At 66.4% G+C, this 25,164-nt stretch carries 21 protein-coding genes; 15 read left to right on the forward strand and 6 right to left on the reverse strand.

Annotated features, from left to right (window positions below):
• The first annotated feature begins 2 nt into the window (after positions 1 to 2).
• Complete coding sequence (locus DEQ67_RS04925) at positions 3 to 1,697, forward strand: NADH-quinone oxidoreductase subunit D (RefSeq protein ID WP_115860179.1); 1,695 nt, start codon at positions 3 to 5, stop codon at positions 1,695 to 1,697.
• A gap of 39 nt (positions 1,698 to 1,736) precedes the next feature.
• On the opposite strand, the gene DEQ67_RS04930 is transcribed toward DEQ67_RS04925, so the two are convergent.
• The 6 genes from DEQ67_RS04930 to ribH form a co-directional block, all read right to left on the reverse strand.
• Entirely contained in the window at positions 1,737 to 4,676 is a 2,940-nt protein-coding gene (locus tag DEQ67_RS04930) for a methyl-accepting chemotaxis protein (protein ID WP_115891319.1), read from the reverse strand.
• 282 nt (positions 4,677 to 4,958) lie between these two features.
• Positions 4,959 to 6,203 carry a type III ribulose-bisphosphate carboxylase gene (gene rbcL, locus DEQ67_RS04935; RefSeq protein WP_115860175.1) on the reverse strand — a complete coding sequence of 415 codons (1,245 nt, stop codon included), beginning with the start codon at positions 6,201 to 6,203 and terminating at the stop codon, positions 4,959 to 4,961.
• Positions 6,204 to 6,331: 128 nt separating this feature from the next.
• Entirely contained in the window at positions 6,332 to 8,251 is a 1,920-nt protein-coding gene (locus DEQ67_RS04940) for a DEAD/DEAH box helicase (RefSeq protein WP_115891318.1), read from the reverse strand.
• A 224-nt stretch (positions 8,252 to 8,475) separates the two neighbouring features.
• Positions 8,476 to 8,952: a type IV pilin gene (locus DEQ67_RS04945; protein WP_115891317.1), complete on the reverse strand. Its 477-nt coding sequence runs from the start codon at positions 8,950 to 8,952 to the stop codon at positions 8,476 to 8,478.
• A 215-nt stretch (positions 8,953 to 9,167) separates the two neighbouring features.
• Positions 9,168 to 10,322: a pyridoxal phosphate-dependent aminotransferase gene (locus DEQ67_RS04950; protein WP_115802359.1), complete on the reverse strand. Its 1,155-nt coding sequence runs from the start codon at positions 10,320 to 10,322 to the stop codon at positions 9,168 to 9,170.
• Complete coding sequence (gene ribH, locus DEQ67_RS04955; RefSeq protein ID WP_004064116.1) at positions 10,319 to 10,723, reverse strand: 6,7-dimethyl-8-ribityllumazine synthase; 405 nt, start codon at positions 10,721 to 10,723, stop codon at positions 10,319 to 10,321. Before ribH ends, DEQ67_RS04950 begins: the two co-directional genes overlap by 4 nt.
• A 107-nt stretch (positions 10,724 to 10,830) precedes the next feature.
• Between ribH and DEQ67_RS04960 the strand changes: the two genes are divergently transcribed.
• The 14 genes from DEQ67_RS04960 to DEQ67_RS05025 all read left to right on the forward strand — a co-directional run bounded on the left by DEQ67_RS04960 (position 10,831) and on the right by DEQ67_RS05025 (position 25,128).
• Entirely contained in the window at positions 10,831 to 12,579 is a 1,749-nt protein-coding gene (locus tag DEQ67_RS04960) for a flippase activity-associated protein Agl23 (RefSeq protein ID WP_115860169.1), read from the forward strand.
• A 171-nt stretch (positions 12,580 to 12,750) separates the two neighbouring features.
• Complete coding sequence (locus DEQ67_RS04965; RefSeq protein WP_115891316.1) at positions 12,751 to 13,899, forward strand: 5-(carboxyamino)imidazole ribonucleotide synthase; 1,149 nt, start codon at positions 12,751 to 12,753, stop codon at positions 13,897 to 13,899.
• Positions 13,900 to 13,905: 6 nt separating this feature from the next.
• Positions 13,906 to 14,517 carry a 5-(carboxyamino)imidazole ribonucleotide mutase gene (gene purE / locus DEQ67_RS04970; RefSeq protein WP_004064110.1) on the forward strand — a complete coding sequence of 204 codons (612 nt, stop codon included), beginning with the start codon at positions 13,906 to 13,908 and terminating at the stop codon, positions 14,515 to 14,517.
• Between the two features lie 199 nt (positions 14,518 to 14,716).
• Positions 14,717 to 15,133 (forward strand): NADH-quinone oxidoreductase subunit A, encoded by a 417-nt coding sequence (locus DEQ67_RS04975; protein ID WP_004043965.1) that lies wholly within the window; start codon positions 14,717 to 14,719, stop codon positions 15,131 to 15,133.
• Positions 15,130 to 15,831, forward strand: a complete 702-nt coding sequence (locus tag DEQ67_RS04980) for an NADH-quinone oxidoreductase subunit B (protein WP_004043964.1) — start codon at positions 15,130 to 15,132, stop codon at positions 15,829 to 15,831. Before DEQ67_RS04975 ends, DEQ67_RS04980 begins: the two co-directional genes overlap by 4 nt.
• A complete protein-coding gene (locus DEQ67_RS04985) occupies positions 15,828 to 17,501 on the forward strand; it encodes an NADH-quinone oxidoreductase subunit D (protein WP_004064108.1) in 1,674 nt (557 codons plus the stop codon). The genes DEQ67_RS04980 and DEQ67_RS04985 overlap by 4 nt, the downstream gene beginning before the upstream one ends.
• A complete protein-coding gene (locus DEQ67_RS04990) occupies positions 17,501 to 18,550 on the forward strand; it encodes a complex I subunit 1/NuoH family protein (RefSeq protein ID WP_004043962.1) in 1,050 nt (349 codons plus the stop codon). Before DEQ67_RS04985 ends, DEQ67_RS04990 begins: the two co-directional genes overlap by 1 nt.
• Entirely contained in the window at positions 18,547 to 19,008 is a 462-nt protein-coding gene (locus DEQ67_RS04995; protein WP_004043961.1) for a NuoI/complex I 23 kDa subunit family protein, read from the forward strand. The genes DEQ67_RS04990 and DEQ67_RS04995 overlap by 4 nt, the downstream gene beginning before the upstream one ends.
• A 105-nt stretch (positions 19,009 to 19,113) precedes the next feature.
• Positions 19,114 to 19,374 carry an NADH-quinone oxidoreductase subunit J gene (locus DEQ67_RS05000; RefSeq protein ID WP_004043960.1) on the forward strand — a complete coding sequence of 87 codons (261 nt, stop codon included), beginning with the start codon at positions 19,114 to 19,116 and terminating at the stop codon, positions 19,372 to 19,374.
• Positions 19,371 to 19,739 (forward strand): hypothetical protein, encoded by a 369-nt coding sequence (locus DEQ67_RS05005; RefSeq protein WP_004043959.1) that lies wholly within the window; start codon positions 19,371 to 19,373, stop codon positions 19,737 to 19,739. Before DEQ67_RS05000 ends, DEQ67_RS05005 begins: the two co-directional genes overlap by 4 nt.
• Positions 19,739 to 20,041 carry an NADH-quinone oxidoreductase subunit NuoK gene (gene nuoK, locus DEQ67_RS05010; protein ID WP_004043958.1) on the forward strand — a complete coding sequence of 101 codons (303 nt, stop codon included), beginning with the start codon at positions 19,739 to 19,741 and terminating at the stop codon, positions 20,039 to 20,041. Before DEQ67_RS05005 ends, nuoK begins: the two co-directional genes overlap by 1 nt.
• A gap of 3 nt (positions 20,042 to 20,044) precedes the next feature.
• Positions 20,045 to 22,081: an NADH-quinone oxidoreductase subunit L gene (gene nuoL, locus DEQ67_RS05015; RefSeq protein ID WP_115802362.1), complete on the forward strand. Its 2,037-nt coding sequence runs from the start codon at positions 20,045 to 20,047 to the stop codon at positions 22,079 to 22,081.
• A complete protein-coding gene (locus DEQ67_RS05020; protein WP_004064105.1) occupies positions 22,078 to 23,607 on the forward strand; it encodes a complex I subunit 4 family protein in 1,530 nt (509 codons plus the stop codon). Before nuoL ends, DEQ67_RS05020 begins: the two co-directional genes overlap by 4 nt.
• Positions 23,608 to 25,128 carry an NADH-quinone oxidoreductase subunit N gene (locus DEQ67_RS05025; RefSeq protein ID WP_004064104.1) on the forward strand — a complete coding sequence of 507 codons (1,521 nt, stop codon included), beginning with the start codon at positions 23,608 to 23,610 and terminating at the stop codon, positions 25,126 to 25,128.
• The last annotated feature ends 36 nt before the right edge of the window (positions 25,129 to 25,164 follow it).

Genomic DNA, 25,164 nt, shown 5'->3' on the forward strand with positions numbered 1-25,164 from the left:
CCATGTCACTCGAACGCCCGCGACAGACCCCCGACTCCGACGACGACCCCGCCGCGCCCGCCGACGACGCCTCCGGTCCCCTCGACGCCGACGCGCTCCGGCGGGCGTTGGGAGACGCCGTCCTCGCCACCGAGGAGCACGTTCACGCACCCGCGGTGCAGATTCGCCCCGACGCGGTGCAGTCGTCGCTTTCGGCCCTCCGCGAGGACCTCGGTCTCGACCACCTCTCGTGTGTGACCGCACAGGAGTACGAGGACCGCTACGAGTCCGTCTATCACCTGAAATCGTACGACGACCCGACCCGAGAGGCGAGCGTCGTCGTCCCGACGCCGCGCTCGGACCCGGTGAGCGAGTCCGCCGCGCCGGTGTTTCGGACGGCCGAGTGGCACGAGCGGGAGGCGTACGACCTCGTCGGTATCCAGTACGAAGACCACCCGGACCTGCGCCGCATCCTCCTGCCGGAGACGTGGCAGGGTCATCCCCTCGGGCTGGACTACGACCGGACGCGCCCGCAGGTCGTCCGGTACGACGAGAACGCGAACCCGCTTGCCGAAGACGGCCGCGCCGACACGAACACGATGCTCCTCAACATCGGGCCGCACCACCCGGCGACTCACGGCGTGATGCATCTGCAAGTCACGCTGGACGGCGAGCAGGTCGCGGACGTGGAGCCCGACATCGGCTACATCCACCGCTGCGAGGAGCAGATGTGCCAGCAGGGAACCTATCGACATCAGATTATGCCGTACCCCGACCGCTGGGACTGGGGCGGCGGCGGCCTCCTGAACGAGTGGGCGTACGCCCGCACCGCGGAGGCGCTGGCGGATATCGACGTGCCCGAGTACGCGCAGGTGCTCCGGACGCTGGCGGCCGAACTGAGCCGCATCCTCTCGCACATGCTCGCGGTCGGCGCGTACGCCCTCGACGTCGTCGGCGACTTCACCGCGACGTTCATGTACGCCATGCGGGACCGCGAACTCGTCCAGAACATCCTCGAAGACCTCACGGGCCAGCGGCTGATGTTCAACTACTTCCGGCTCGGCGGGGTCGTCTGGGACCTCCCCGAACCCCGCGAGGAGTTCTTCGAGAAGATTCGGACGTTCGTCGACGGCCTCCCCGAGAAACTGCGGGAGTACCACGACCTCCTGACGGCGAACGAGATTTTGCAGGCCCGCACGGTCGAGACCGGACTCCTCCCGCCGGAGGTGGCCAAGGACTACGGCGTGACGGGGCCGGTCGCCCGCGGCTCCGGCATCGACTACGACCTCCGCCGCGACGACCCCTACGGCTACTACGACGAACTCGACTGGTCGGTCGCCGTCGAGGACGACTGCGACAACTTCGCGCGCCTGCTCGTCCGCCTCCGCGAGGTCGAGGAGTCGGCCACCATCGTCGCCCAATGTGTCGACCTGCTCGAAGACTGGCCCGACGACGAGCGGACCATCCAGGCGAACGTCCCGCGCACCCTCAAACCGGACGACGACACCGAGGTCTACCGCGCGGTCGAGGCCGCGAAAGGTGAGTTGGGTATCTACATCCGCGCCGACGGCACCGACACCCCGGCGCGGTTCAAGATTCGCGGCCCCTCGTTTTCGAATCTCCAGTCGCTCCCAGAGATGGCCGAAGGCGAGTACATCCCGGACCTCATCGCGGCGCTCGGAAGTCTCGACACGATAATGGGAGAAGTAGACCGGTAGTCGGCGGCGGGACGGCCGGCGTCGCGCGTCGCCGCCGGCTCAGTCGTCCGAGGGCGAGGCGGGGCCGGTCCCCGACCCGTCGGTGACCGCCCGACTCATCGACTGCGACGACGCGGCGGGACTCGTCTCGCTCGGTGCGGCGTCGCCACCGCGGTCGCTTCCGCCGGCGTCGCCGACGTCGAACCGGCCGACGAGGTCCTTGAGCGACTGGGCGGACTCCGACACCTGTTGGATGTTCCGCGTGACCTCGTTTATCGCGGCCGTCTGTTCTTCGGTCGCCGCCGAGACCGTCGCCGTCTCCGAGGTGGTCTCCTCGCTCACGCTCGACACGTCGTCGACCATCGAGACGACCTCCTCGGTCGAGACGGCTTGGTTCTCGGTCGCCTGCGAAATCTCTTCGACGCCGTGTTCGGCCTCTCGAATCGCCCCCGAGATGTGGTCGAACATCTCGATGGCCTCGCCGATGGTCTCGGACCCGCTCTCGACGCTGTCCTGCATGGACTGCATGTCGTCGACCGTGTCGTCGGCGCTCTCGCGCACCTCGCCGATTCGGGACTCCACCTCGTCCGTGGCCTCGCTCGCCTCCTTGGCGAGCGCCTTGATTTCGTTGGCGACGACGGCGAAGCCCTCGCCGGCCTCGCCCGCACGGGCCGCCTCGATAGAGGCGTTGAGCGCGAGCAGGTCCGTCTGCTCCGCGATGTCGTTGATGAGCTGGACGATTTCGTTGATTTCGCCCACCTGCTCGCCGAGGGCTTCGACCCGCTCGACCGCCTCGTCGGCCTCGGTCTCGATGGTCGATATCTCGGCTGTCGCCTCCGCGGCGTGGTCGCGCCCCTCGTCGGCGAGCGACACGGCCTCGTTGGCGGACTGGACGACGCCGTCGGCGGAGGCGGCGACCTCCTCGATGGTCGCCGAGAGGTCGTTCATCTCGTCGGCGACCGTCTGGAGCCGCTCGGTCTGCTGTTCCGCGCCGTGGGCGATTTCCTCGACCGACCGCGCGGTCTCCTGGCTCGCGGACTCTATCTCCTTCGCGCTCGACACCGTCTCGTTGCTCACCGCAGCGAACTCGTCGGCGACCGACTGCACCTCGACGAAGCCGTCTTGGAGCTTCTGAATCCCGGTGTCGAGGTCGGACATGATGGCTCCGAACTCGCCGGGGAGGTCGGTCCGGAGGTCCTGGTCGAGATTGCCGTCTCCGAGTTCCGTCCCGGCGGTCCGAAGCTCTGAGACCTGCCGTTGGAGGTTCTCCTGCATGTCGTCGAACGCCTCGACGAGTTCGCCGAGTTCGTCGTCGTTGGCGTCGATGTCCTCGCCGTCGTCGAACCGCCCGCGGGCGAGCGACTTGGCGCGGTCCCGGAGCGCCTCTATCGGCTCCGAGAAGTACCGCGCGGCGACGTAGCCGACGCCGACGACGACCGCGATGATGCCGACGATTAACAGGAGCATGATGTTTCGAGCGGTGTCCGCCCGGTCGTTCATCGCCTGCCCGAGCTGTTCGACCGGCCCCGTCACGTCGGACTCGGGGACGGTGGCGACGAGTTCGTACTGCCCGTTACCGAAGTTGAGCGGCGCGTAACCGACGAAGTAGCGAGCCGCCTCGCCGCCGTCGCCGGTCGTCTCGTGGGTGGTCAGGCCGGACTGGCCGACAAGCGCCGTCGCGTTCTCCGCGATTTCGGACTCGACGGAGCCGAGCGATTCCCGGGAGTCGGTCAACAGCGTCCCGCGCTCGCTCACGATAGTCAGGTGGCCGGTCTCACCGACCTGGATGTCGTCGATGAGCGTGTTGAGGAGTTCGAAGTTGAACTGGAGCGTGATGGTTCCGGCGAGTTCTCCCCCGCGGTACACCGGCGCGGTGACGTACACGGCGGCGTCGCCGTCGACGGTCGTCACCTCGCTCACCTGGATCTCGCCCTTCTGAAGCTCTGTCGCGGTCTCGAACCACGCCTCGTCCGCGAACGAGGTGCCGGACACCGACTCGGTGGCGATGCCGTCGCCCGTGCGCGTCGCTCGGACGATGCCCTGCCCGTTCTCGTCGGTGAACAGAATCTCGTCGTAGGCGGGGTGTTCCTCGCCGTCGATGGTCACGGCGCGGGTTTCGAGGTAGCTCCGGAACGAGTCGTTAATCTGGTCGCGCGCGTCGGTGACGGCGGCCGTCTGGAGTTCGTAGTAGTAGACGCTCGGCGCGAGCACCCATTCGAAGTCCTCGTGGTAGGTGTACGCGACGAACTTCTCTTCGACGGGGTTGCCCTCTTGGGTGGTGTCTTCCCACTCGTACTCGACGATGCCCCAGTCCTCGCCGTTGCGGACGGCGGCGTTCGACTCGATTTCGGCGGGCACCTGATTGAACGTCGCTATCCCGGCGTCGTCGACCGTGTTAACCCCGTCTTCGAGGCCGTGGTGGACGACGAAATCGAGGTTCCCGTCGAGGATGAACGCGTAGCCGGTCGACCCGACGTAGCCCGGTCGGAACGCGTCGGAGAGCGTCCCGCTCTGTTGGACGCCGTCTCCGGCGGTTCCGGCGATTCGAGCCTCGACACGGTCTTTCACCTGCTGTTGTTGCGCCGGCGAGAGGTCCGCCCAGTCCTGCCCGCCGTACTGGTTCGCAAGGACGCTCTGTTTCGTGGTCTCGACGGTGGCGCGCATCTGGAGCGCCATGTAGCCCAACTGCGCTTGACTCTGTTCTTGGACGAGCTCCATCTCCCCGTCGCGGGCGGCCTCGTAGTTCTGCACCGGTGCCGAGTCAGCCAGCGCGAGCGCGTCGATTCGGCGGGCGTCGAGGAGGTTTTGTATCTCCTCTTGCCGGGCGGCGACGGTCTGATTCAGGTCGCCGGTAATCTGTGATTCGAGCGTCGCCTCGCTTTGGTCTTGGGCGTAGTTTCCAATGCTACTCATCCCTTGGACGCCTGCGACGCCGACGACTGACACGGGTATCAGCGAGATGGCGAGACAGAGCGCGATGAGTTTCGTTCGTATCTTCATGGTTTGATTGATATCGTCGGCCCCCGGAATTCCTCAGTATGCGCTGTTTGACCGAGAAATCGCCCGGTTCACTCTGAATATAGCTCTACAAAAACAACCGTATAAATCTCACTCGCCGGTTATTATTACCGATACTCGGACCCCGGATTCCCTCGTGATTCCCGCCAAATAGCGGGCCGAGACTCGCACTCGGTATTGCAATAATCACTCAACACGTTTCGAACCATTGTCACAAAACAGCAACAATTGCGAACGCGAGGAGACCGCGCCGTTCCTCTCCGCCTACCGCGGCGTCTCCGTCCCCCACTTATCGAGGGCGACGGCGAGTTCGGGCGTCTCCTCGGCGGCCTCGGTGATTGACCGCCCCTCGGCGTAGGCGTCGATGGCCGACCGGAGCGCGACCGCGCCCGCGCGGGTTCCGTCGGGGTGACCGTGGATGCCGCCGCCGAGCTGGACACAGACGTTCGTCCCCGTGGCGTCGAGCAGGTCGGGGAGCAGACCGGGGTGGAGGCCGCCCGAGGCGACCGGCAGCACGTCGGTCGTCCCGTACAGGTCGCCGGTGAGCCAGTCATTGATGCCGACGGTGTCCTCGTTGGCGAGTTTGCCGAGGCCGGCGGTGCCGGTGTGGAGTTGGTCGACGCCGCAGAGGCGACTTATCTGCGCGAGCACCCGCATCGAGACGCCGTGGGCCGGAAGCCGGTCGAAGGCGGCGTGCATGGCGCGGTGGGCGTGGATGGCGAGACCGTGTTTCTCGGTGCGCTCGCGGACGGTCTGGAGGCCCGCCCAGCCCGCGGTGATGATGTCTACCATGACGTACTCGCCGCCCTGCGCGGCCACCTCGTCCACCCGGTCGAGCATCGTCTGGGTGTCGGCGGTGACGTTGATGAGGTAGGATTTCTTCTCGCCCGTCTCGTCTTCGGCGTCGTCGCGGAGCGACAGCGACTCGGTCAGGCGGTCCGAAAAGGGGTTGAACGCCTGGTCGGTCAGGTTCTCGTCGTCCTTCAGGAGGTCGACGCCGCCGACCCACGCGTCGTAGCCGACCTGCGCGTGCGCCGCCGTCGAGAGGCCGACTTTCGGCTTGGGCACCGTCGCCGTGATGGGGCGGTCGGTGACGCCGAATATCTCCTCGCGGACCGACGACCCGTACAGCGGGCCGGGGTACGCCGAGACGACCGATTCGGGCCACTCGCAGTCGAGGAGGCGAATCGTGTCGACCGCCTTCATACCCATGATGTTGCCGGCGATGCACGACAGCACCTGCGGCATATTGCCGGGTTCGAACAGCCCGGCGGGGTAGGCGACCCGAATCAGGTCGCCGTCGATGTCGAACGTCGTCGCGCCCATGTCGGTGAAGTCTGCGCCGGTCTGGAGGGCCGCCCACGTCCCGTTGGAGGACTCCGAGGCCACGCGACTCGCCGCCGCCTCCTTCGACATCCCCGTCGCGGGGTCGATACGGAAGGTGCAGACGAGGTCCTCGTCGGTCGGTTCGTAGTCGAGGTCGAGGAAGTCTTCGTACGTGATACCCATAGCCTCGCCTACGCCCCCGCGAAGCTTAAAACGGCATCCCGAAGCGCCTTTGGCCCCGCGACGCGAAAGGGAACGGTTCGGCGCGAAGCGATGTCATCACGGGAGCGTCACGCGTCCGGGCCTCCGATTCAGGGCGACAGCAGCGCCCGGACCTCGCGGAACTCGGGTACGTCCGCGTCGAGGGCGGTACAGAGGGCGTCGGCCGCGCCCAACAACCACTCGGCGCGCTCGACGCGGGACTCCACGTCGCCCGGCCCGATTCGGTAGCGCTCGACGAGTTCCTCGATGTCCGAGCCCTCGGTCCACTCGTGGAGGATGCGGGCGGTCTTCACCGCCGTCAGCCACTCCTCGAAGGGGTCGGCGTCGTGCATCGCGGTGGTGAACTCCGCGGCGTAGCTCCGGGCGTACTGGTACATCTGCGCCCGCTCGCGGTTGCCGAGGTAGGTGTCGTGCATATCCGGCGTGTCGCAGACGATTTCGAGGGCGGTCCGAGCGGTGACGTGTTCGTCGGCCATCTCCTCGATGGTGCGAATGCCCGAGACGATGCGCGCCCCGGTCGTCGGCGACACGTACTGTTTTGAGGTCTGTGCGCCCAGCGCCGTCGCCGACAGCGTCTCACCCGTCGCGTCGAGGAGTTCCATCGCTTCGAGGTCGGACACCACGTCGGCGACGAGGTCCGCGAGGTCCACGCTCGGGTGCTGGTGGGCGTAGTAGGTCGCCGAAAACACGTCGGCGACGCCGTCGAGGCTGTCGGCGAACCCGGAGGCGACGACCGACAGCACGTGCGTCCGGAGCGCCTCGGGGTCGTCGAACTGCGAGTCCACGGCCTCGGCGTCGGCGGTGACGTAGCGGTCGACCAGTTCGGCTTTCGTGTCCGCGTCGCCGACGAGCACCGCCTCGCCGAACGGGTCGAGGTGCGGGCGACCGGCGCGGCCGCACATCTGGTGCACGTCGAGGACGGGAATCCATTCCATCGCGTCGCCGGTGTAGCGCTTCTGGTCGCGGATGACGACCCGCCGGGCGGGGACGTTCACCCCGGCGGCGAGCGTCGGCGTCGCGCAGATGACTGCGAGCCGGCGGTCCCGAAACGCGTTCTCGACGGCGACGCGGTGGGCGCTCCGCAGCCCGGCGTGGTGGAAACCGACGCCGGTCCGGGCGCACTCCGAGAGCTGGCGGCCGGTCGCGGTGCCGCCGAGTTCGTCCAGTTCGTCGCCGAGGGCGGGCGCGGGCGACAGCTCCTCGTCGGCGAGGCGGTCGGCCAGCGCTTCGGCCTCGCGGCGCGACCGGACGAACGCGAGACACTGTCCGCCGGTCTCGACCGCGTCTTCGACGAGCGCGACGGTCGCCTCGGTCGCCTCGTCGTCGTTCGGGCCGGTCGGGGGGACGACCACGTCGAGGTCGGTTCCGTCGTCGAATTCGACGGTCTCGTCGGCGTAGACGCCGGTGCGGAGCGAGACGGGCCGCCACGCGCTCTCGACGAGTTCCGCGTCGAGCCAGTCGGCGATGGCTTCGGGATTGTCCACGGTCGCTGAGAGGGCGACGAGTTGGAGGTCCGGGACGCGACGCTGGAGGGTCGAAAGCGTCACTTCGAGCGTCGGCCCGCGCCCCGGCGCGCCGAGCAGGTGGACCTCGTCGACGACGACGCAGGCGAGGCGGTCGACCCACGGCGCGCCGTTTCGAATCGCGGAGTCGACTTTCTCGCTCGTGGCGACGACGATGTCGTGGTCGCCGAGTTCCTCTTCGGCGGCGTCGAAGTCGCCGGTGGAGATACCGACGCTCACGCCGGGCAGTTGGTCGAACGTCTCGTACTTCTCGCGGGCGAGCGCGCGAAGCGGGACGATGTACAGCGCCGGCCCGTCGGCGGTGAGCATGGCGAGTTCCGCGATGAACGTCTTGCCGCTGGCGGTCGGAATGGCGGCGACGACGCGACCGCCCGCCGCGACGCCGGCGTCGACGGCGGCGGCCTGCGGCGGATAGAGTTCCTCGATACCGTTCGACTCGTAGTGGGAGACGAGGGCCGACGACAGCGGGAGGTCGCGCACGCGCATCTGTCACAGTGGTGGCGGCGGACTCACATAAGTATCTTCGCCGGCGGGGGTTCATCGGTCACCGTCTGGCCCGGCGTTCGGGCGGCGAGAAATCGGTGGGGACAGCAACCAATGCAGCCGGTGAGTGGTGCGAAAGTCGGGACTCTCGGGGCGATGCGCCGATAAAAAAATCGAAGTCGTCGGCCGCGTGGTGGCCGATTATCGCGGATTTGGCACGAACTGCGTTACGCGTTAGGGCCGGACCATCGCTGGAGGGTCGCGGAACTCGACCCCGCTTCGTCGGTCCAGACGATGCGGACGGTCTGGTCGGAGAGCGAGTCACCGTCGGGTATGATGGTGACTGAGGTCCCGGCCGTCACGTCAGTTTGCGTATCACCGTTTAACGCGGTCCACGTGCGGCTCTCTGCTGCATCAGTGGCATCCGATTCGGCGGTCCCGTAGATGCTGACGCCCGTCGTGATGTTCAGTTGGTCCGAATCGATTGCTCCACCGCTCTCGTGAGTGATGTTGAGGTGGTCTGGGGAACTCTGGTTGTAGTCGAAACTGAAGCTCGCCTGCGGAGCGGTCGCCGTCTGTTCACCCAGTCCCAGCACGAACGTCCCGATGACGGCCGCGAGGATGACGGTAATCGCGACCATCAGAATCACACCGATGACCGGCGACACCGCGTCGTCGTCTTCGAATAGTTGTTTGAGTTTCATGTGTTGGCTCTCGTATACATACGCGGTTTATCCGCGGAAATCCCACCCGGAGTTCGGTATGTATGGATGCTACATGGGCACTCTCGAACATAAATCTAATCGAGTATTAGACAACAAAAATGACGTTCATTGCTAGCACACAGTTCAGATGGAAGTCACGAATCGGCTGGGAGATCGGTCCGCCACCCCGAAAAGAGACGGTCGTCGCGGGCGGCTCAGATGTAGTCGTGCTCGGCGAGACGCTCGACGGCCTCGCGGAGGCGCTCTTCGCTCGCGGCGTAGGAGATACGGGCGTAGCCCGGTGCGTTGAAGGCGCTTCCGGGGACGGTCGCGACCTTCGCGTCCTGAATCGCGCCCTCGCACCACGCCTGGTCGTCGTCGTCGACGGGGAGCATCATGTAGAACGCGCCCTTCGGGACGGCCACGTCGACGTCGTGTTCGGCGAGGAGGTCCACGAGCATGTCGCGGCGGTCCTCGAACGCCTGACGCATCTCCTCGACGTCGTCGTCGGTGCGCTCCGAGAGCGCCTCGACGCCGGCGTGCTGGACGAAGTTCACGGCGCAGGAGACCGAATGCGAGTGGAGTTTGCCGGCCTGCGCGATGAGGTCGGACGGGGCGTGGAGATAGCCGAGCCGCCAGCCGGTCATCGAGAACGCCTTCGAGAAGCCGTTGATGGTGATGGTGCGGTCTTCCATCCCGTCGAGGGAGCCGAGCGAGGTGTGCTCGAAGCCGTCGTAGACGATGCGCTCGTAAATCTCGTCGGAGATGACGGCGAAGTCGTGTTCGACCGCGAGGTCGCGGACGCCTTCGAGCGCCGCGTCGGAGAACACGCCGCCGGTCGGGTTCGACGGCGAGTTGACGACGAGGAGTTTCGTCTCGTCGGAGACCGTCTCGGCGAGTTCGTCGAGCGCGGGTTCGAGCCTGAAGTCGTGCTGTGCGAGGTCGACGCGGCTGAGCGTGCCGCCGGCGAGTTTGACCATCGCCTCGTAGGAGACCCACGCGGGGTCGAGGAGAACGACCTCGTCGCCGTCGTCGACGAGCGTCTGGAACGTCTCGAACAGCGCCTGCTTGCCGCCGGGCGTGACGATGACCTCGTCGGCCTCTGCGTCGACGCCGTTCCCGCGGAGCTTCGCCGCGATTGCGTCCTTGAGTTCCGGAATCCCGTTCGACGAGGTGTAGCTCGTGTGTCCCGCGTCGAGGGCGTCCTTCGCCGCCTGCGTGATGTTGTCCGGGGTCGGGAAGTCCGGCGCGCCGACCGAGAGGTCGACGACGTCTTCGCCCTGCGCTTCCAGTTCGCTCGCGAGGTTCGAGATGGCGAGCGTCGCGCTCGGTTCGACGCGGCCGACTCGGTCGCTGAAATCGAAGTTCATGCCAACGCCTCCACCATATCGGTCGCGGCGTAAACCGCTTCCGCACCTTTGCTGACGCGCTCGCGCGCTTCAGCGCCGCTCATGCCGGGACCGGAGACGCCGAACGAGACGGGTTTGTCGCGGTCCAGCGAGACCTCCGTCAGCGACTTCGCGGTCGCGTCGGCGATGACGCGGTCGTGGTCGGTGTCGCCGGTGACGATTGCGCCGATGACGACGACGGCGTCGATGTCGTCGCGGCGGGCGAGTCGGTCGGCCGCGAGCGGCGAGTCGTACGCGCCGGGGACCTGAATCGTTTCGACGACCGCCGCGTCGCGCTCGGCGGCCGCGTCGCGGGCCGCTTCCTCCATCTGCTCCGTGACCGACGAGTTGAATCGGGCCACGACGAGTCCGAGAGAGACCATGGCCGACCCTTCCCGTCTCGGATAAAAGAACTACCGACACCGACCGAATTTGGCCCCGGCGACGGGCAAGCACAAAAGTTGTATTGTCGGCGTCGCGATGGGTGGGCATGAGTACTGACAGTGGGACCGAGGCGGTCGCTCGGTCCCGTGCCCTCCTGGCGATTCTCGGCGTGACGGCCCTCGCCCTCCTCGCCCGCCTCGCCGACCTCGGCGGCCGCATCTTCCACTGGGACGAAGGCCGTGTCGGCTACTGGATTCTGCGGTATCACGAGACCGGCGAGTTCTCCTACCGGCCCATCATCCACGGTCCGTTCCTCCCCGTGGTCAACGACTACCTCTTTGCGGTCCTCCCGGCGACCGACTTCACGGCGCGGCTCCCCGTGGCGCTCGTCGGCGGCCTGCTCCCGCTTTCGGTCTGGCTGTTCCGCGAGCACCTCCGCCGCGACGAGCTGGTCGCGCTCGCGTTCTTCCTCGCAGCGAACCCGCTTTTGGTCTACTACTCGCGGTTCATGCGCAACGACGTGCTCGTGGCCGCCTTCTCGTTCGCCGCGCTCGGCTTCGTCGTCCGCGCGTACGACACCGGCCGCCTCGCCTACCTCATCCCCGCCGGGGCCTCCTTCGCAACGGGAGCGGCGACGAAAGAGAACTACGTCGTCTACCTCGCTTGTTTCCTCGGAGCGGCGTTCCTGGTCTTCGACCACCGGCTGCTCGCCCGCACGTCGGCCGGCGAGTCCGCCCGCGACATCCTCTTTTCCGAACTGCCCGCGAGTATCCGCGAGCGACTTCGCGCACGCGGGGCGGGAAGTCTCGGTTACGGCGCGGTTCGCTACGCCGCGGGCGTCCTCGGCGGCCTGCTCGCGTTCCTCGCCGTCTTCGTCTTCTTCTACGCGCCGCGGCCCGACCTCTGGAACGCGCTCGGCGGCTCCGCCTCGATGCTCCCGGTTCTCGAAGCCGGAAGCGTCGGCGCGGTCTCCGAGATGGTCGGCAGTTGGCTCGGCGGCGGCCACCAGTCCCACGAGTACCTCCCGTATCTGAAGGACTTCCTCGAAACGTTCGTCTACGGCGCGCCGGTGCTCATCGTCTTCGCGCTCGTCGGCATCGTCGTCGACCGCTACGGCGTCGTCGCGGGCCGAATCCGGTGGCTCGTCGCCTTCGCCACCTACTGGGGCGTCGTGTGTATCTTCGGCTACCCGCTGGCGACCGACATCCAAGCGCCGTGGGTCGTCGTCCACGCGGTCGTCCCGCTGGCGGTTCCCGCCGCGGTCGGCGCGGCGTTCGTCTTCCGCTCCGGCGTGCAGGCGCTCGACGCCAAAGACACGGTCGGCGTCGGCCTCGCGGCGCTCGTGCTGGTCGCCTCCGTCGGCGGCGTCGCGGCCGCGAACGTCGACTACTGGAACGCCTCGACCGACGAGGACAGCGAGGTGCTCCAGTGGGCGCAACCCGCGAACGACTTACAGGCCACCCTCGACGACGTGGAGCGCGTGTCGGCCGCCAACTCCGGGACGGACGTGCTCCTGTACGGCACGCATCCGCCGGACAGCGACGAGACGCACTTCTACGTCGAAAACGAGTCTGCCCCCCTCGACGGGCCGTCGTGGCACAGTCGCCTCCCGCTCCCGTGGTACTTCGAGAGCGCGGGCGTCGAGCGCACCAGTAGCGCGCCCGACGCGAACGTCTCCGAGGTGACCGCCGACGCGCCGCCGGTCGTCATCGCCTACGAGTGGGACCGCGCCGAACTCGAATCCGAACTCGACGGCTACGTCGCGCGCCAACACGCCTTCAAGCTCTGGAGCGAGGACGTGGTCGTGTTCATCGACGAGGACGCCCTTGACGCCGCGAACGAGACGCGGGGCTGACGCTCGGTCGGGGCGTTCGACCACCTCGATTTTTCCTCGCGTTCGACAGGGTGAGCGCCGCGAGCGCCCGGCGCGTTCGGCGTCGGCTGTTGTCCAATTCTATCCACGTATGTGACTATCTCGGCACCGAATGTGGCAACGTTTATGCACCGACGTACTGAATCCGCGACTGTGACCGTCACCGTACCCGGACCCACGCTCGGCGTCGTCGGTGGGGGCCAGCTCGGGCGTATGCTCGGGGAGGCCGCCGCACCGCTCGGCGTCGACATCGTCGTGCTCGACCCGACACCCGACTGCCCGGCGTCGGCCGTCGCCGACCAAATCGTCGGCGGCTTCGACGACCCCGAGGCGATGGCGGAACTCGCCGCCCGGGCCGACGCGCTGACGTTCGAAATCGAACTCGCCGACCCCGACCTGCTCGACGAACTGGCCGCCGAGGAGGGCATCGCGGTCCACCCGTCGCCCGACGCGCTTCGGACCATCGAGGACAAACTGGTCCAGAAGGACACCTTCGGCGAGGCGGGCATCCAGATTCCGCCGTTCCACCGCGTCGACGACGCGGCCGACCTCCGCGACGCGCTCGACGAGTTCGGCTCGGTCATGCTGAAAGCCCGAACCGGCGGCTACGACGGCCGCGGGAACGTCCCCGTGTCCGACCCCGACGACGCCGAGGCTGCCATCGAGGAGGTCGGCGGCCCGGCGATGGCCGAGGCGTTCGTCGACTTCGAGCGCGAACTCTCGGTCATCGGCGTCCGCGGCGATGACGAGGTTCGGACGTTCCCCGCGGGCGAGAACGTCCACGAGGAGGAGATTCTCCGCGAGACGGTCGTCCCGGCGCGGACGACGGACGAGGTGCGCGAGGAGGCCGACCGCGTCGCCCGAGAGGTGCTGTCGCACCTGCCCGGCCGCGGCGTCTTCGGCATCGAACTGTTCGAGACCGCCGCGGGCGACGTGCTCGTCAACGAGGTCGCCCCGCGCCCGCACAACTCCGGCCACTGGACCATCGAGGGCGCGCTCACCTCGCAGTTCGAACAGCACGTCCGCGCGGTCCTCGGGTGGCCCCTCGGCGCGACGACCCGCCGGTCGCCCACCGTGATGGCGAACGTCCTCGGCACGGTCGACGAGAGCCAGCCGGCGCGACTCGGCGGCCTCGACGACGCGCTCGCGGAATCGGGCGTCTCGCTGCACTGGTACGGCAAAGACGAGGTTCGTCCCCTCCGCAAGATGGGCCACCTCACCGCCGTCGGCGGCGACGACGCCGACCTCGAAACGCTTCTCGCACGCGCACGCGAGCTTCGCGACGGACTGCGCTTCGACTGATTCACCATGACGACAGAACGGGACCTCATCGACGAACTGCACGCACAGGCCGACGCCGACCGCGACCCCGAGACGACGCCCGACGTGGGTATCATCATGGGGTCCGACTCCGACCTCGACGTGATGTCCGGCGCGCACGAGGCGCTGGACACGCTCGGGTTCGGTGAACAGACGGACTTCGACGCGCCGCCCGAGGAGCGATTCACCTACGAGACGTACGTCGTCTCCGCGCACCGGACGCCGGACCTGATGTACGCCTACGGCGACACCGCGCGCGACCGCGGCGTCGAGGTCATCATCGCCGGCGCGGGCGGCAAGTCCGCGGACCTCCCGAACATGACTGCCTCCATCGCGTACCCGATTCCGGTCGTCGGCGTCCCCGTTCAGGAGAAGTCGGTCGACTCGGTCATCGGGATGCCGACCGGCGCACCCATCGTCGCGGTCGACGCCGGCAAGTCGTTCAACGCGGCGCTGTCGGCCGTACAGGCGCTCTCCCGCGGCTACCCCGAACTCGAAGACAGACTCGTCGACTACCACGAGGACCTCGTGTCCGACGTGGCCGAGACCTCGGCCGCGCTCCACGACCTCGGCGTCGCCGGCTTCCGCGAGTCGCGGTAGCGGGGCGCGTTTCGCGGTCGGTCACCGCCCGGTCGTTTCCGCGTCTGTGGGGGTCGATTCCGGCGGCGAAACCCCGCCCGTGCGGGGTTCCGGGCGTCTCTCGCGTATTTTCCAAATAGAAGCCCTCTCGCGCCCGAAACACACAAATCAATGTTTATAGGGGAGCGCTTCTAACCGCCGCACGTCAGGGAGACACGGCATGAGTGATTGGATTGCAATCGGTGCGATGGGGCTGGTCGGTGTCGGCATACCGCTCGCGATGATGGCGGTGTCGGCGCTGCTTCGCCCAAGCGTACCGGAACAAGGAAAGAGTGCCACGTACGAGAGTGGTGAGGTGCCGACAGGCACGGCGCGCGTCCAGTTTAACATTCAGTACTACATGGTCGCGCTGCTGTTCCTCGTATTCGACATCGAGACCGTCCTAATTTTCCCCTGGACGGTCATCTACCGCTCGGCCCTCGAACAGGGCGCGTCGCTGGCGACGATTCTGACGCCGATGCTCGTTTTCATCGGTGTCCTCGTCGTCGGCCTCGTCTGGGCGTGGCGCAACGGCGCAGTCAAGTGGGTCAAAAGCCCGCAGGCAAACCGTCGTAAGACAGAGAGGCAAGATGCATGAGTAGCGAACAGAAGCCATTCGTCACGGACGACACACAGGTACAGACCGAGACTCGCGACGCCCGCATGGCGGGGGCGGACGACCGGTTCAACTCGAAGCTTCGGGAGGCGTTCGGCTCGTCACCGTTCATCCTCACGAAGTTCGACAAGTTCATGAACTGGGTCCGCGGGTCCTCGATGTTCATGCTGCAGTTCGGTATCGCGTGCTGCAGCATCGAGATGATGCACACCTACTCGGTGAAACACGACCTCGACCGCTTTGCGGCCGGGGTCCCGCGTGCGTCGCCGCGGCAGGCCGACGTGATTATCGTGCCGGGGACCATCGTCTCGAAGTTCGCCCCGCGCATGAAGCGCGTCTACGACCAGATGCCCGAACCGAAGTTCGTCGTCGGCATGGGGTCGTGTACGATTTCCGGCGGCCCGTTCCAGGAGGGCTACAACGTCATCAAGGGCGCAGAAGAGGTCATTCCGGTGGACATTCACATCCCCGGCTGTCCGCCGCGCCCGGAGGCGCTCATCTACGGTATCGCGAAGTTGCAAGAGCGCATCGCCAACGGCGAGTCCAGCCCGGTGACGGTCAAGCCGTACGAGCTGGAGCAGTTCGGCGACCTCGAACGCGACGAAATCGTCGACAAGCTCGCCGAGGAGATCGACGAAGAGGACCTCGTCATGCGGTACAACTGGGCTGATTCGCCATGAGCCTCGAAGAACAGCAGTCCGACGACCCCGCGGAACTCGAATCGGGCGTCAGCCGCGGCGACGAACTCGCAGAGCTGCTCGGCGACCTCGTCGTCGGCCGCGAAGAGCACCTGAACGCGCCCGGCCTCGTCATCCGTCCCGACGAGGTCCAAGACGCGCTGTTCAAGCTCCGCGACGAAGCGGGCTTCGACCACCTCTCGTGTGTGACCGCACAGGAGTACGAGGACCGCTACGAGTCCATCTACCACCTGACGAAGTTCGACGACCGGACCGACGAGGTCTCGGTCGTCGTGCCCACGTCGAAGGACAACCCGGTCAGTCAGTCCGCCGAGCCGGTGTTCCGGACGGCCGACTGGCACGAGCGGGAGGCGTACGACCTCGTCGGTATCCAGTACGAGGACCATCCGGACCTGCGTCGCATCCTCCTGCCGGAGACGTGGCAGGGTCACCCGCTCGGGCTTGACTACGACCAGGACCGCCCGCAGATTGCGACGCTCCGCGAGCACGCCAACCCGCTCGAAGAGGACCACCGCGCCGGGGACAGCAACACGATGTACATCAACATCGGTCCCCACCACCCGGCGACCCACGGCGTGCTGCACGTCGAGACGGTCGTCGACGGCGAACAGGTCGTCGACCTCGAATCCGACATCGGCTACCTCCACCGCTGCGAGGAGCAGATGTGTCAACAGGGGACCTACCGGCACCAGATTATGCCGTACCCCGACCGCTGGGACTACATCTCGTCGGGTCTCCTGAACGAGTGGGCGTACGCCCGCGCCGCCGAGGACCTCGCGGACATCGAGGTGCCCGAGTACGCCCAGATTATCCGCACGATGGGTGCGGAACTGTGCCGCATCGCGTCGCACATGATCGCGCTCGGCACGTTCGCGCTGGACGTCTACGGCGACTTCACGGCCATCTTCATGTACGCCATGCGGGACCGCGAGATCGTCCAGAACATTCTGGAGGACCTCACGGGCCAGCGCATGATGTTCAACTACTTCCGGCTCGGCGGGGTCGTCTGGGACCTCCCCGAACCCCGCGAGGAGTTCTTCGAGAAGATTCGCGACTTCATGGACGGGCTCCCGCAGGCGCTCGAGGAGTACCACGACATGATTACCTCGAACGAAATCCTGCAGGCCCGGACGGTCGGCACGGGCGTCCTGCCGCCGGAAGTCGCAAAGAGCTACGGCGCGACCGGGCCGGTCGCCCGCGGCTCCGGTATCGACTACGACCTCCGTCGCGACGACTCCTACGGCTACTACGACGAACTCGACTGGGACGTCGTCGTCGAGGACGGCTGCGACAACTTCTCGCGCCTGCTCGTGCGCATGCGCGAAGTCGAGGAGTCGGCCAAGATCATCCAGCAGTGTGTCGACCTGCTCGAAGACTGGCCCGAAGACGAGCGGAACATCCAGGCGAACGTTCCGCGCACCCTCAAGCCCGACGAGGACACGGAGATCTACCGCGCCGTCGAGGGCGCGAAGGGCGAACTCGGCATCTACATCCGCGCGGACGGCACGGACAAGCCGGCTCGCTTCAAGATTCGGAGCCCGTGTTTCTCGAACCTCCAGACGCTCCCCGAGATGTCCGAGGGTGAGTACATTCCGGACATGATTGCCTCGCTCGGCAGCCTCGACATCGTGCTCGGAGAGGTGGACAGGTGATGCATCTGCAAGCGGTCCTTCCGGACACGGTCAGCGGCCTCCTCGGTCTCGAAGGCATCCTCGGGGACGTCGTCGGCGGCCTCGTCGGCGCGTTCCTCGTCGCCAACATCATGCTCATCATGACGGCGTTCGCCGGGCCGTGGGCGAAGCGGAAAATCACGGCCGCATTCGCCGACCGCATCGCGGTCAACCGAATCGGTCCGTTCGGTCTCCTGACCATCGTCACGGACGCGGTCCGTCTGCTGTCGAAGGAACTCGTCGTCCCCGAGGGCGTCGACCGTCCCGCCTGGGACCTCGCGCCGATGGTCATTCCCTTCTCCGCGCTGCTCGGATTCGCCGTCATCCCGATGGGCAACGGCATCCAGCTCGCGGACCCCGAAACCGGTCTCGCCTTTGCCTTCGCCGCGGCGTCTATCGCCTCGCTCGGCATCGTCATGACCGGCTACGCATCGAACAACAAGTTCTCGCTCATCGGCGCGCTCCGCGCCGTCGCGGCGAACATCGCTTACGAGATTCCGCTGGTCGTCACGGCGGCCTCGGTCGTTATCTTCGCCGGGTCGCTCCGCATGAGCGAAATCGTCGCCGTGCAGGCCGAACCGCTGCTTTCGGTCGCCGGCGTGACGATTCCGACGTGGTTCGCGTTCGTGAACCCCTTCGCGTTCGCGCTGTTCGTCATCGCGAACCTCGCGGAGGTCGGCCGCAACCCGTTCGACATCCCCGAAGCGCCGACCGAGATTGTCGCCGGGTACCAGACCGAGTACTCCTCGGTCTACTTCGTGCTCATCTACCTCGGTGAGTTCATCCACATCTTCCTCGGCGGCGCTATCGCGGCGACCCTGTTCCTCGGCGGTCCGGCGGGCCCGGTCCTGCCCGGATTCGTCTGGTTCACAATCAAAATCTGGGCGTTCTTCCTGTTCACCCAGTGGGCGCGCTCCGCAGTGCCGCGCCTTCGCGTCGATCAGTTCCTCGAAATCGGTTGGAAGGGGATGCTCGTGCTCTCCTTCGCCAACCTGGTTCTCACGGCCATCATCGTGGGGGTGATTGCATGATCGGAATCCTGAAAGGCATGGCAGTGACGCTGAAGCACGCGCTCGACGGGCAGACGTTCACGGTCGAGTACCCCGAGACCGCGCCCGAAGTGAGCCCGCGTTTCCGCGGCGTCCACAAGTTCAGCCAAGAGCGGTGTATCTGGTGTCGCCAGTGTGAGAACGTCTGTCCGAACGACACGATTCAGATCGTTCAGGACGACCAGCGCAACGGCGAGCAGTACAACCTCCACATCGGCCAGTGTATCTACTGCCGGCTGTGCGAGGAGGTCTGTCCCGTCGACGCCATCCTGCTCACGCAGAACTTCGAGTTCACGGCGGACACGAAAAACGACTTCGTCTACAACAAAGAACAGCTCAAGAACGTCCCGTGGTACAAGGATATCGACCCGCTCAACTCCCGCAACCCCGACCGCAACGCGTGGGTCGGCGAGGGCGAAGGAGAGGTCGACTACCAGTAACATGACCGCGAGTGAATCGTTCGAGTCCCGTCAGCCCGCGTCCGCTACCGGACGCTGAGGACGTTCTCGAAATGTTCAAAGGGATATCTCAAGGAGACACACACAATGGTTTATGAAACCATCGCGTTCGCGCTGTTCGCCCTCGTCACCGTGGGTTGCAGCCTGGGCGTCGTCCTCGTGCGGGACATCTGGCATTCCGCACTCCTGCTCGGGGGCGCGCTCTTGAGCGTCGCGGTGCATTACGTGATGTTGCAGGCGGAGTTCCTCGCCGCCATGCAGGTCCTCGTCTACGTCGGCGGGGTCCTGATTCTCATCACGTTCGCCGTGATGCTGACGCGTATCAATCCGGAGGTGAGTAGTACATGACAACCAAACCGCAGCTGAAACTCGGTTCGCACCTCGTGCCCGGACTCGCTGCCGTCGCGCTGTTCGTCGTGATGGCGGTCGTGTTCCTCGGCGCGTCGTTCCCGAACCCACAGGGGTTCCCGGAGGGAGCAAACATCACCGCGAGCATCGGCTATTCGATGTTCAACCTCGGGTTCGGAAGCGTCGACGGCGAGAGCATGCTGGTCGCGTTCGAAATCATCGACCTCGTGCTCGTCGCCGCGCTCGCCGGCGCGGTGCTCCTCGCTCGCCGCGAGGACACCACGGGGCAGATGCGGACCATCCTGACCGACGGCGGTCGGGAGCTCAAGCAGACGCTGTTCGACGACGAGGAGGGTGACAACTGATGGTGCCCGCGCAGTACTACCTCGTTCTGTCGGCCGCCGTGTTCTGCATCGGCATCTTCGGCCTCTTGACCCGTCGGAACGCGCTGTTGTTCCTGATGTCGGTCGAACTGATGCTGAACGCCGCGAACATCAACCTCGTCGCGTTCTCCTACTACTGGGGTAACGTGACGGGCCAGACGTTCGGGCTGTTCACGATGGCGCTCGCCGCCGCCGAGGTGGCGGTCGGTATCGGCATCATCCTCGTACTGTACCGCAACTTCGACGGCGTGGACGTGACCAACGCGACCACGATGAGGTGGTAATCTATGGCAGGTATCTTAGACTTCGCTCCGGCCATCGTCCTCCTCCCGTTCCTCTCGTTCCTGATCGCGCTCGGGGCGGGACGGTACATGCCGAAGGGAGGCGCGCTGGCGGGTATCGGCGCGACGGCGGGCTCGTTCGTCCTGTCCATCGCGACGTTCTTCGCCGTCAGCGGCGGACAGACCTACAACCAACACATCTACACGTGGGCGACCGGCGCCGGCGACGCGGTGACGCTCGACTTCGGCCTACTCATCGACCCGCTTTCGTCGATGATGCTCGTCATCGTGACGCTCGTCGCCGTCCTCGTCCACATCTTCAGCCTCGGCTACATGAACGACGAGGGCGAGACGGGCCTCCCGCGCTACTACGCCGGGCTCGGCCTATTCACCGCGTCGATGCTGGCGTTCGTCGTGTCCAGCAACCTCCTCATGGCGTTCATGTTCTTCGAGCTGGTGGGGCTGTGTTCCTACCTGCTCATCGGCTTCTGGTTCCGCCAGGAGGGCCCGCCGAGCGCCGCGAAGAAGGCGTTCCTCGTCACCCGCTTCGGTGACTACTTCTTCCTCATCGGCGTCGTCGCGGTGTTCGCGACGTTCGGCTCGGCCGCGTTCGCCGGTCCCGAGGCGTTCCCCGTCCTCGCCGAGGAGGCGCTCCACGGCGAGCACGCGGTCAACACGTTCCTCGGCATGGGCGAACAGGCGTGGTTCACCGTCGTCGGCCTCCTCGTTCTCGGGGGCGTCGTCGGTAAGTCCGCGCAGTTCCCCCTGCACACGTGGCTTCCGGACGCGATGGAAGGCCCGACCCCCGTCTCCGCGCTCATTCACGCGGCGACGATGGTCGCCGCGGGTGTCTACCTCGTCGCCCGGATGTACGGTTTCTACGCGCTGACCCCGACGACGCTCGGTATCATCGCGCTCGTGGGCGGCTTCACGGCCCTCTTCGCCGCGACGATGGGCGTCGTCAAGAAAGAAATCAAGCAGGTGCTCGCGTACTCGACCATCAGCCAGTACGGCTACATGATGCTCGGGCTCGGCGTCGGCGGCTACGTCGCCTCGACGTTCCACCTGCTCACGCACGCCTTCTTCAAGGCGCTTCTGTTCCTCGGTGCCGGTGCGGTCATCATCGCGATGCACCACAACGAGAACATGTGGGACATGGGCGGCCTCAAAGACAAGATGCCCGTGACGTACTACGCGTTCCTCTCGGGCTCGCTCGCCCTCGCCGGCATCGTTCCGTTCGCCGGCTTCTGGTCGAAAGACGAGATTCTCTACGAGGCGCTCAACCACGGGCTCGGGACCGACGGTGGTCTCGGAACCGTCTTCCTCATCGCGTACGCGATGGGGCTCATCGCCGTGTTCTTCACCGGGTTCTACACCTTCCGGATGGTGTTCCTCACCTTCCACGGCGAACCGCGTAGCGACACCGCGCGCGACCCGCACGGCTTCGGCTGGAACGTCAAGTTCCCGCTCGCCGTCCTCGGCGTGCTCGCGGCCGTCACCGGCCTCGTCAACATGGCTCCGGTGGAGGACCTCACGGGGATTCACCTCACGTTCCTCCACGACTGGCTCGACGGCGGCATCTCGTCGCTGACCGCGCACCACTACCTCGAAGTGCTCGAAAGCGGCGTCGGTGCGGGGCTCCACCCGGCCGGCATCGGCTCTATCGCGCCGGGGCTGGTCTCGCTGGCCCTCGCCCTCGCGGGTGCCGGACTCGCCTACCGCCTGTACAACGTCCCCGAGCCCGTCGAACACACGGACAAGCTCGGGAGCATCAAGACCGTACTGTACAACAACTACTACCAGGACGAGTACCAGGTCTGGATTGCGACCGGCGTCGTCCAGCCCATCTCGCGCGCCCTCGATAAGTTCGACCAGGGCATCGTCGACGGCGTCGTCAACGGTATCTCCAGCGTGAGCCTGTTCGCTGGCGGTCGCGTCAAGCGCGTCCAGACCGGTGTGGTGAGCAACTACGCGGCGCTCCTCACGCTCGGTCTGACCGCGCTGCTTCTCGGTCTCGGTCTGCTCGGAGGTTGGTTCGCATGATAATCGAAGCGCTCATCGCAGTCACGTTCCTCGCCGCGCTGGTCACCTTCGTCCTGCCGGACCGGTACGCCGGCAAGGCGGCCTTCGCGCTGAGTCTGGCCCCCGTCGTCGGGAGCCTCTACATGTGGCAACAGTACGACGCGAGCGGGAACGCCCTCCTGGGCGGGAACATCGCGTTCGAGACAGACATCGCCTGGCTGCAACTCGGCCAGTACGACATTCACTGGATGGTCGGCGTCGACGGCATCAGCATGCCGCTTGTCGTCCTCACGACCATCCTCACCACGCTCGCTATCGTCAGCGCGTGGACGCCCATCTCGGAGCGTCAGTCCCAGTTCTTCGGCCTGATGCTCCTGATGGAGGCGAACCTGCTCGGCGTCTTCACGGCGCTCGACTTCTTCGTCTGGTTCATCTTCTGGGAGGCCGTGCTCCTGCCGATGTACTTCCTCATCGGCGTCTGGGGCGGTCCACGCCGCAAGTACGCGGCGATCAAGTTCTTCGTCTACACGAACATCGCGTCGCTCGTGATGTTCATCGGCTTCATCTCGCTCGTGTTCGGTCTCGGCGACTCTATCTCGTCGTTCCGCCTGCCCGAAATCGCGCAGGCGTTGCAGGCCGGACAGCTCGGGAGCTTCGCGGGACTGTCGGCCGGCGCGCTCGCGTCTGTCGCGTTCGTCGCGATGTTCTTCGGGTTCGCGGTGAAGGTCCCGGTCGCCCCGCTTCACACGTGGCTGCCGGACGCACACGTCGAGGCCCCCACGCCGGTGTCGGTCATGCTGGCGGGGGTCCTCCTGAAGATGGGTACGTACGCCCTGCTCCGGTTCAACTTCACGATGCTGCCGGAGACGGCGCGCGCCTTCGCGCTGCCCATCGCCCTGCTCGCCGTCGCGAGCGTCATCTACGGCGCACTGCTCGCGCTGGCCCAGCAGGACCTCAAGCGCATCGTCGCGTACTCCTCCGTCTCGTCGATGGGGTACGTCATCCTCGGTCTCATCGCCTACACCACCTACGGCGTCGGCGGTGCGACCTTCCAGATGGTCGCCCACGGCCTCATCTCCGGACTGATGTTCATGGCCGTCGGCGTCATCTACAACACGACCCACACGCGCATGGTGTCGGACATGTCCGGCATCGCCGACCGGATGCCCGTCACGGCGGGCATCTTCGTCGCCGGCGCGTTCGGCTACATGGGCCTGCCGCTCATGGCCGGCTTCGCGGCCGAGTTCTTCATCTTCAAGGGCGCGTTCGAGTCCACGGTGATGGAGGCGATGCCGCTGTTCACCGGCGCCGCGATGTTCGGTATCGTCATCGTCGCCGGCTACCTGCTGTTCGCGATGCAGCGGACGCTGTTCGGACCGTTCCGGTTCGACGGCGACTACGACATCACGGAGGCACCGTTCCACGACGTTGCACCCCTCGCGGTGCTGTTGCTTCTGACCATCGTGCTCGGCGTCTCGCCCGACATCTTCTTCACGATGATTCAGGACGCGGTTAACCCGATTCTCGAACTGGGAGGTGCGTTCTAGATGACGCCCCTCCAGTCCGCTCCCCAGTGGTTCGCAACGGCTCCCGCCATCGTGCTCGCGTTGACGGGGCTCGCGCTGCTGCTCATCGACACCATCGACCCCGACTCCACGAACAACGGCCTCCTGGCCGGCACGGCGACGCTCGGCGCGCTCGCCGCCGGCGGCATCGCCGGTTGGTTCCTCATCGGCGGAACCGGCATGGAGTCCACCGGCGGCGCGATTTCGCTGTACGGCGACGCGCTCGTCGTCGACGGGATGAGCCTGTTCTTCACGCTCATCTTCACCAGCGTCGCCGCGATGGTCTCGGTCGCCTCGTACGACTACCTCGCGGACCAGCAGTACCAAGGCGAGTTCTACGCCCTCGTGCTGTTCGCCGCGACCGGCATGACCCTCATGGGGATGTCGAACTCGCTGGCGACCGTCTTCGTCAGCCTCGAACTGGCGTCCCTGCCCTCGTACGCGCTCGTCGCGTTCCTCAAGAAGGACCGCGGCAGCATCGAGGCCGGGCTGAAGTACTTCCTCATCGGCGCGCTGTCGTCGGCGGTGTTCGCGTTCGGTATCAGCCTCGTGTTCGCCGTCACCGGCTCGCTGGTGCTCCCGGAAATCGCCGCGACGCTCGCTGAGGGCACCGAACTGGTCGGCGTCCTCGGCCTCGGCGTGCTGATGATTGCCGGCGGCTTCGCGTTCAAGACCGCCTCCGTCCCGTTCCACTTCTGGGCGCCGGAGGCCTACGAGGGCGCGCCAGCGCCTGTGAGCGCGTTCCTCTCGTCGGCGTCGAAGGCGGCCGGCTTCGCCGTCGCCTTCCGCGTGTTCACCGTCGCGTTCCCCCTCGAAACCGTCACCGCAATCGGCGGCGGGAGCGTCGACTGGTCGCTGCTGTTCGCGGTGCTCGCCGTCGTCACCATGACGCTCGGTAACTTCGCGGCGGCGACGCAGAACAACGTCAAGCGGATGCTCGCGTACTCCTCTATCGGTCACGCGGGGTACGCGCTCATCGGTCTCGCGGCCATCACCACCGACGGCGGTGCCGCGAACGGTGACGTCCTCGGCGCGAGCATGGCTCACCTGTTCGTCTACGGCTTCATGAACACGGGCGCGTTCCTGTTCATCGCCATGGTCGAAAAGTGGGGCCTCGGCCGCACGTTCGAGGACTACAACGGCATCGCGTCGAAGGCACCCATCGCCGCCTCGGCGATGACCGTCTTCATGTTCTCGCTCGCGGGGCTTCCGCCGTTCGGCGGCTTCTTCTCGAAGTACGCCCTGTTCGAGTCGGCCATCGGCTCCGGCTTTTGGTGGCTCGCCGCGGTCGGCGCGGTCAACAGCGCACTGTCGCTGTTCTACTACAGCCGCGTCGTGAAGGCGATGTGGATCGAGGAGCCGTCGAAGCCCCTCGAAATCGGCAGTCAGCCGGTCGGTCTCTACGTGGCGATCGTCTTCGCCGCGGTGGGGACGGTCCTGCTCCTGCCCGGCTTCCAGCCCGTCATCGAGACGGCTCAGACCGTCGCCGCCGCGCTCTTCTGAGCATTTCGGCGGTTCGGTTCAACTCCGTTCGATTTC

Source organism: Haloferax sp. Atlit-48N (assembly GCF_003383015.2).
GTDB lineage: Archaea > Halobacteriota > Halobacteria > Halobacteriales > Haloferacaceae > Haloferax > Haloferax volcanii.

Excerpts from the sequence above, each read along its gene's own strand:
- DEQ67_RS04925 (WP_115860179.1), top strand. The coding sequence starts at position 3 with ATGTCACTCGAACGCCCGCGACAGACCCCCGACTCCGACGACGACCCC.
- DEQ67_RS04930 (WP_115891319.1), bottom strand. The coding sequence starts at position 4,676 with ATGAAGATACGAACGAAACTCATCGCGCTCTGTCTCGCCATCTCGCTG.
- rbcL (WP_115860175.1), bottom strand. The coding sequence starts at position 6,203 with ATGGGTATCACGTACGAAGACTTCCTCGACCTCGACTACGAACCGACC.
- DEQ67_RS04940 (WP_115891318.1), bottom strand. The coding sequence starts at position 8,251 with ATGCGCGTGCGCGACCTCCCGCTGTCGTCGGCCCTCGTCTCCCACTAC.
- DEQ67_RS04945 (WP_115891317.1), bottom strand. The coding sequence starts at position 8,952 with ATGAAACTCAAACAACTATTCGAAGACGACGACGCGGTGTCGCCGGTC.
- DEQ67_RS04950 (WP_115802359.1), bottom strand. The coding sequence starts at position 10,322 with ATGAACTTCGATTTCAGCGACCGAGTCGGCCGCGTCGAACCGAGCGCG.
- ribH (WP_004064116.1), bottom strand. The coding sequence starts at position 10,723 with ATGGTCTCTCTCGGACTCGTCGTGGCCCGATTCAACTCGTCGGTCACG.
- DEQ67_RS04960 (WP_115860169.1), top strand. The coding sequence starts at position 10,831 with ATGAGTACTGACAGTGGGACCGAGGCGGTCGCTCGGTCCCGTGCCCTC.
- purE (WP_004064110.1), top strand. The coding sequence starts at position 13,906 with ATGACGACAGAACGGGACCTCATCGACGAACTGCACGCACAGGCCGAC.
- DEQ67_RS04975 (WP_004043965.1), top strand. The coding sequence starts at position 14,717 with ATGAGTGATTGGATTGCAATCGGTGCGATGGGGCTGGTCGGTGTCGGC.
- DEQ67_RS04980 (WP_004043964.1), top strand. The coding sequence starts at position 15,130 with ATGAGTAGCGAACAGAAGCCATTCGTCACGGACGACACACAGGTACAG.
- DEQ67_RS04985 (WP_004064108.1), top strand. The coding sequence starts at position 15,828 with ATGAGCCTCGAAGAACAGCAGTCCGACGACCCCGCGGAACTCGAATCG.
- DEQ67_RS04990 (WP_004043962.1), top strand. The coding sequence starts at position 17,501 with ATGCATCTGCAAGCGGTCCTTCCGGACACGGTCAGCGGCCTCCTCGGT.
- DEQ67_RS04995 (WP_004043961.1), top strand. The coding sequence starts at position 18,547 with ATGATCGGAATCCTGAAAGGCATGGCAGTGACGCTGAAGCACGCGCTC.
- DEQ67_RS05000 (WP_004043960.1), top strand. The coding sequence starts at position 19,114 with ATGGTTTATGAAACCATCGCGTTCGCGCTGTTCGCCCTCGTCACCGTG.
- DEQ67_RS05005 (WP_004043959.1), top strand. The coding sequence starts at position 19,371 with ATGACAACCAAACCGCAGCTGAAACTCGGTTCGCACCTCGTGCCCGGA.
- nuoK (WP_004043958.1), top strand. The coding sequence starts at position 19,739 with ATGGTGCCCGCGCAGTACTACCTCGTTCTGTCGGCCGCCGTGTTCTGC.
- nuoL (WP_115802362.1), top strand. The coding sequence starts at position 20,045 with ATGGCAGGTATCTTAGACTTCGCTCCGGCCATCGTCCTCCTCCCGTTC.
- DEQ67_RS05020 (WP_004064105.1), top strand. The coding sequence starts at position 22,078 with ATGATAATCGAAGCGCTCATCGCAGTCACGTTCCTCGCCGCGCTGGTC.
- DEQ67_RS05025 (WP_004064104.1), top strand. The coding sequence starts at position 23,608 with ATGACGCCCCTCCAGTCCGCTCCCCAGTGGTTCGCAACGGCTCCCGCC.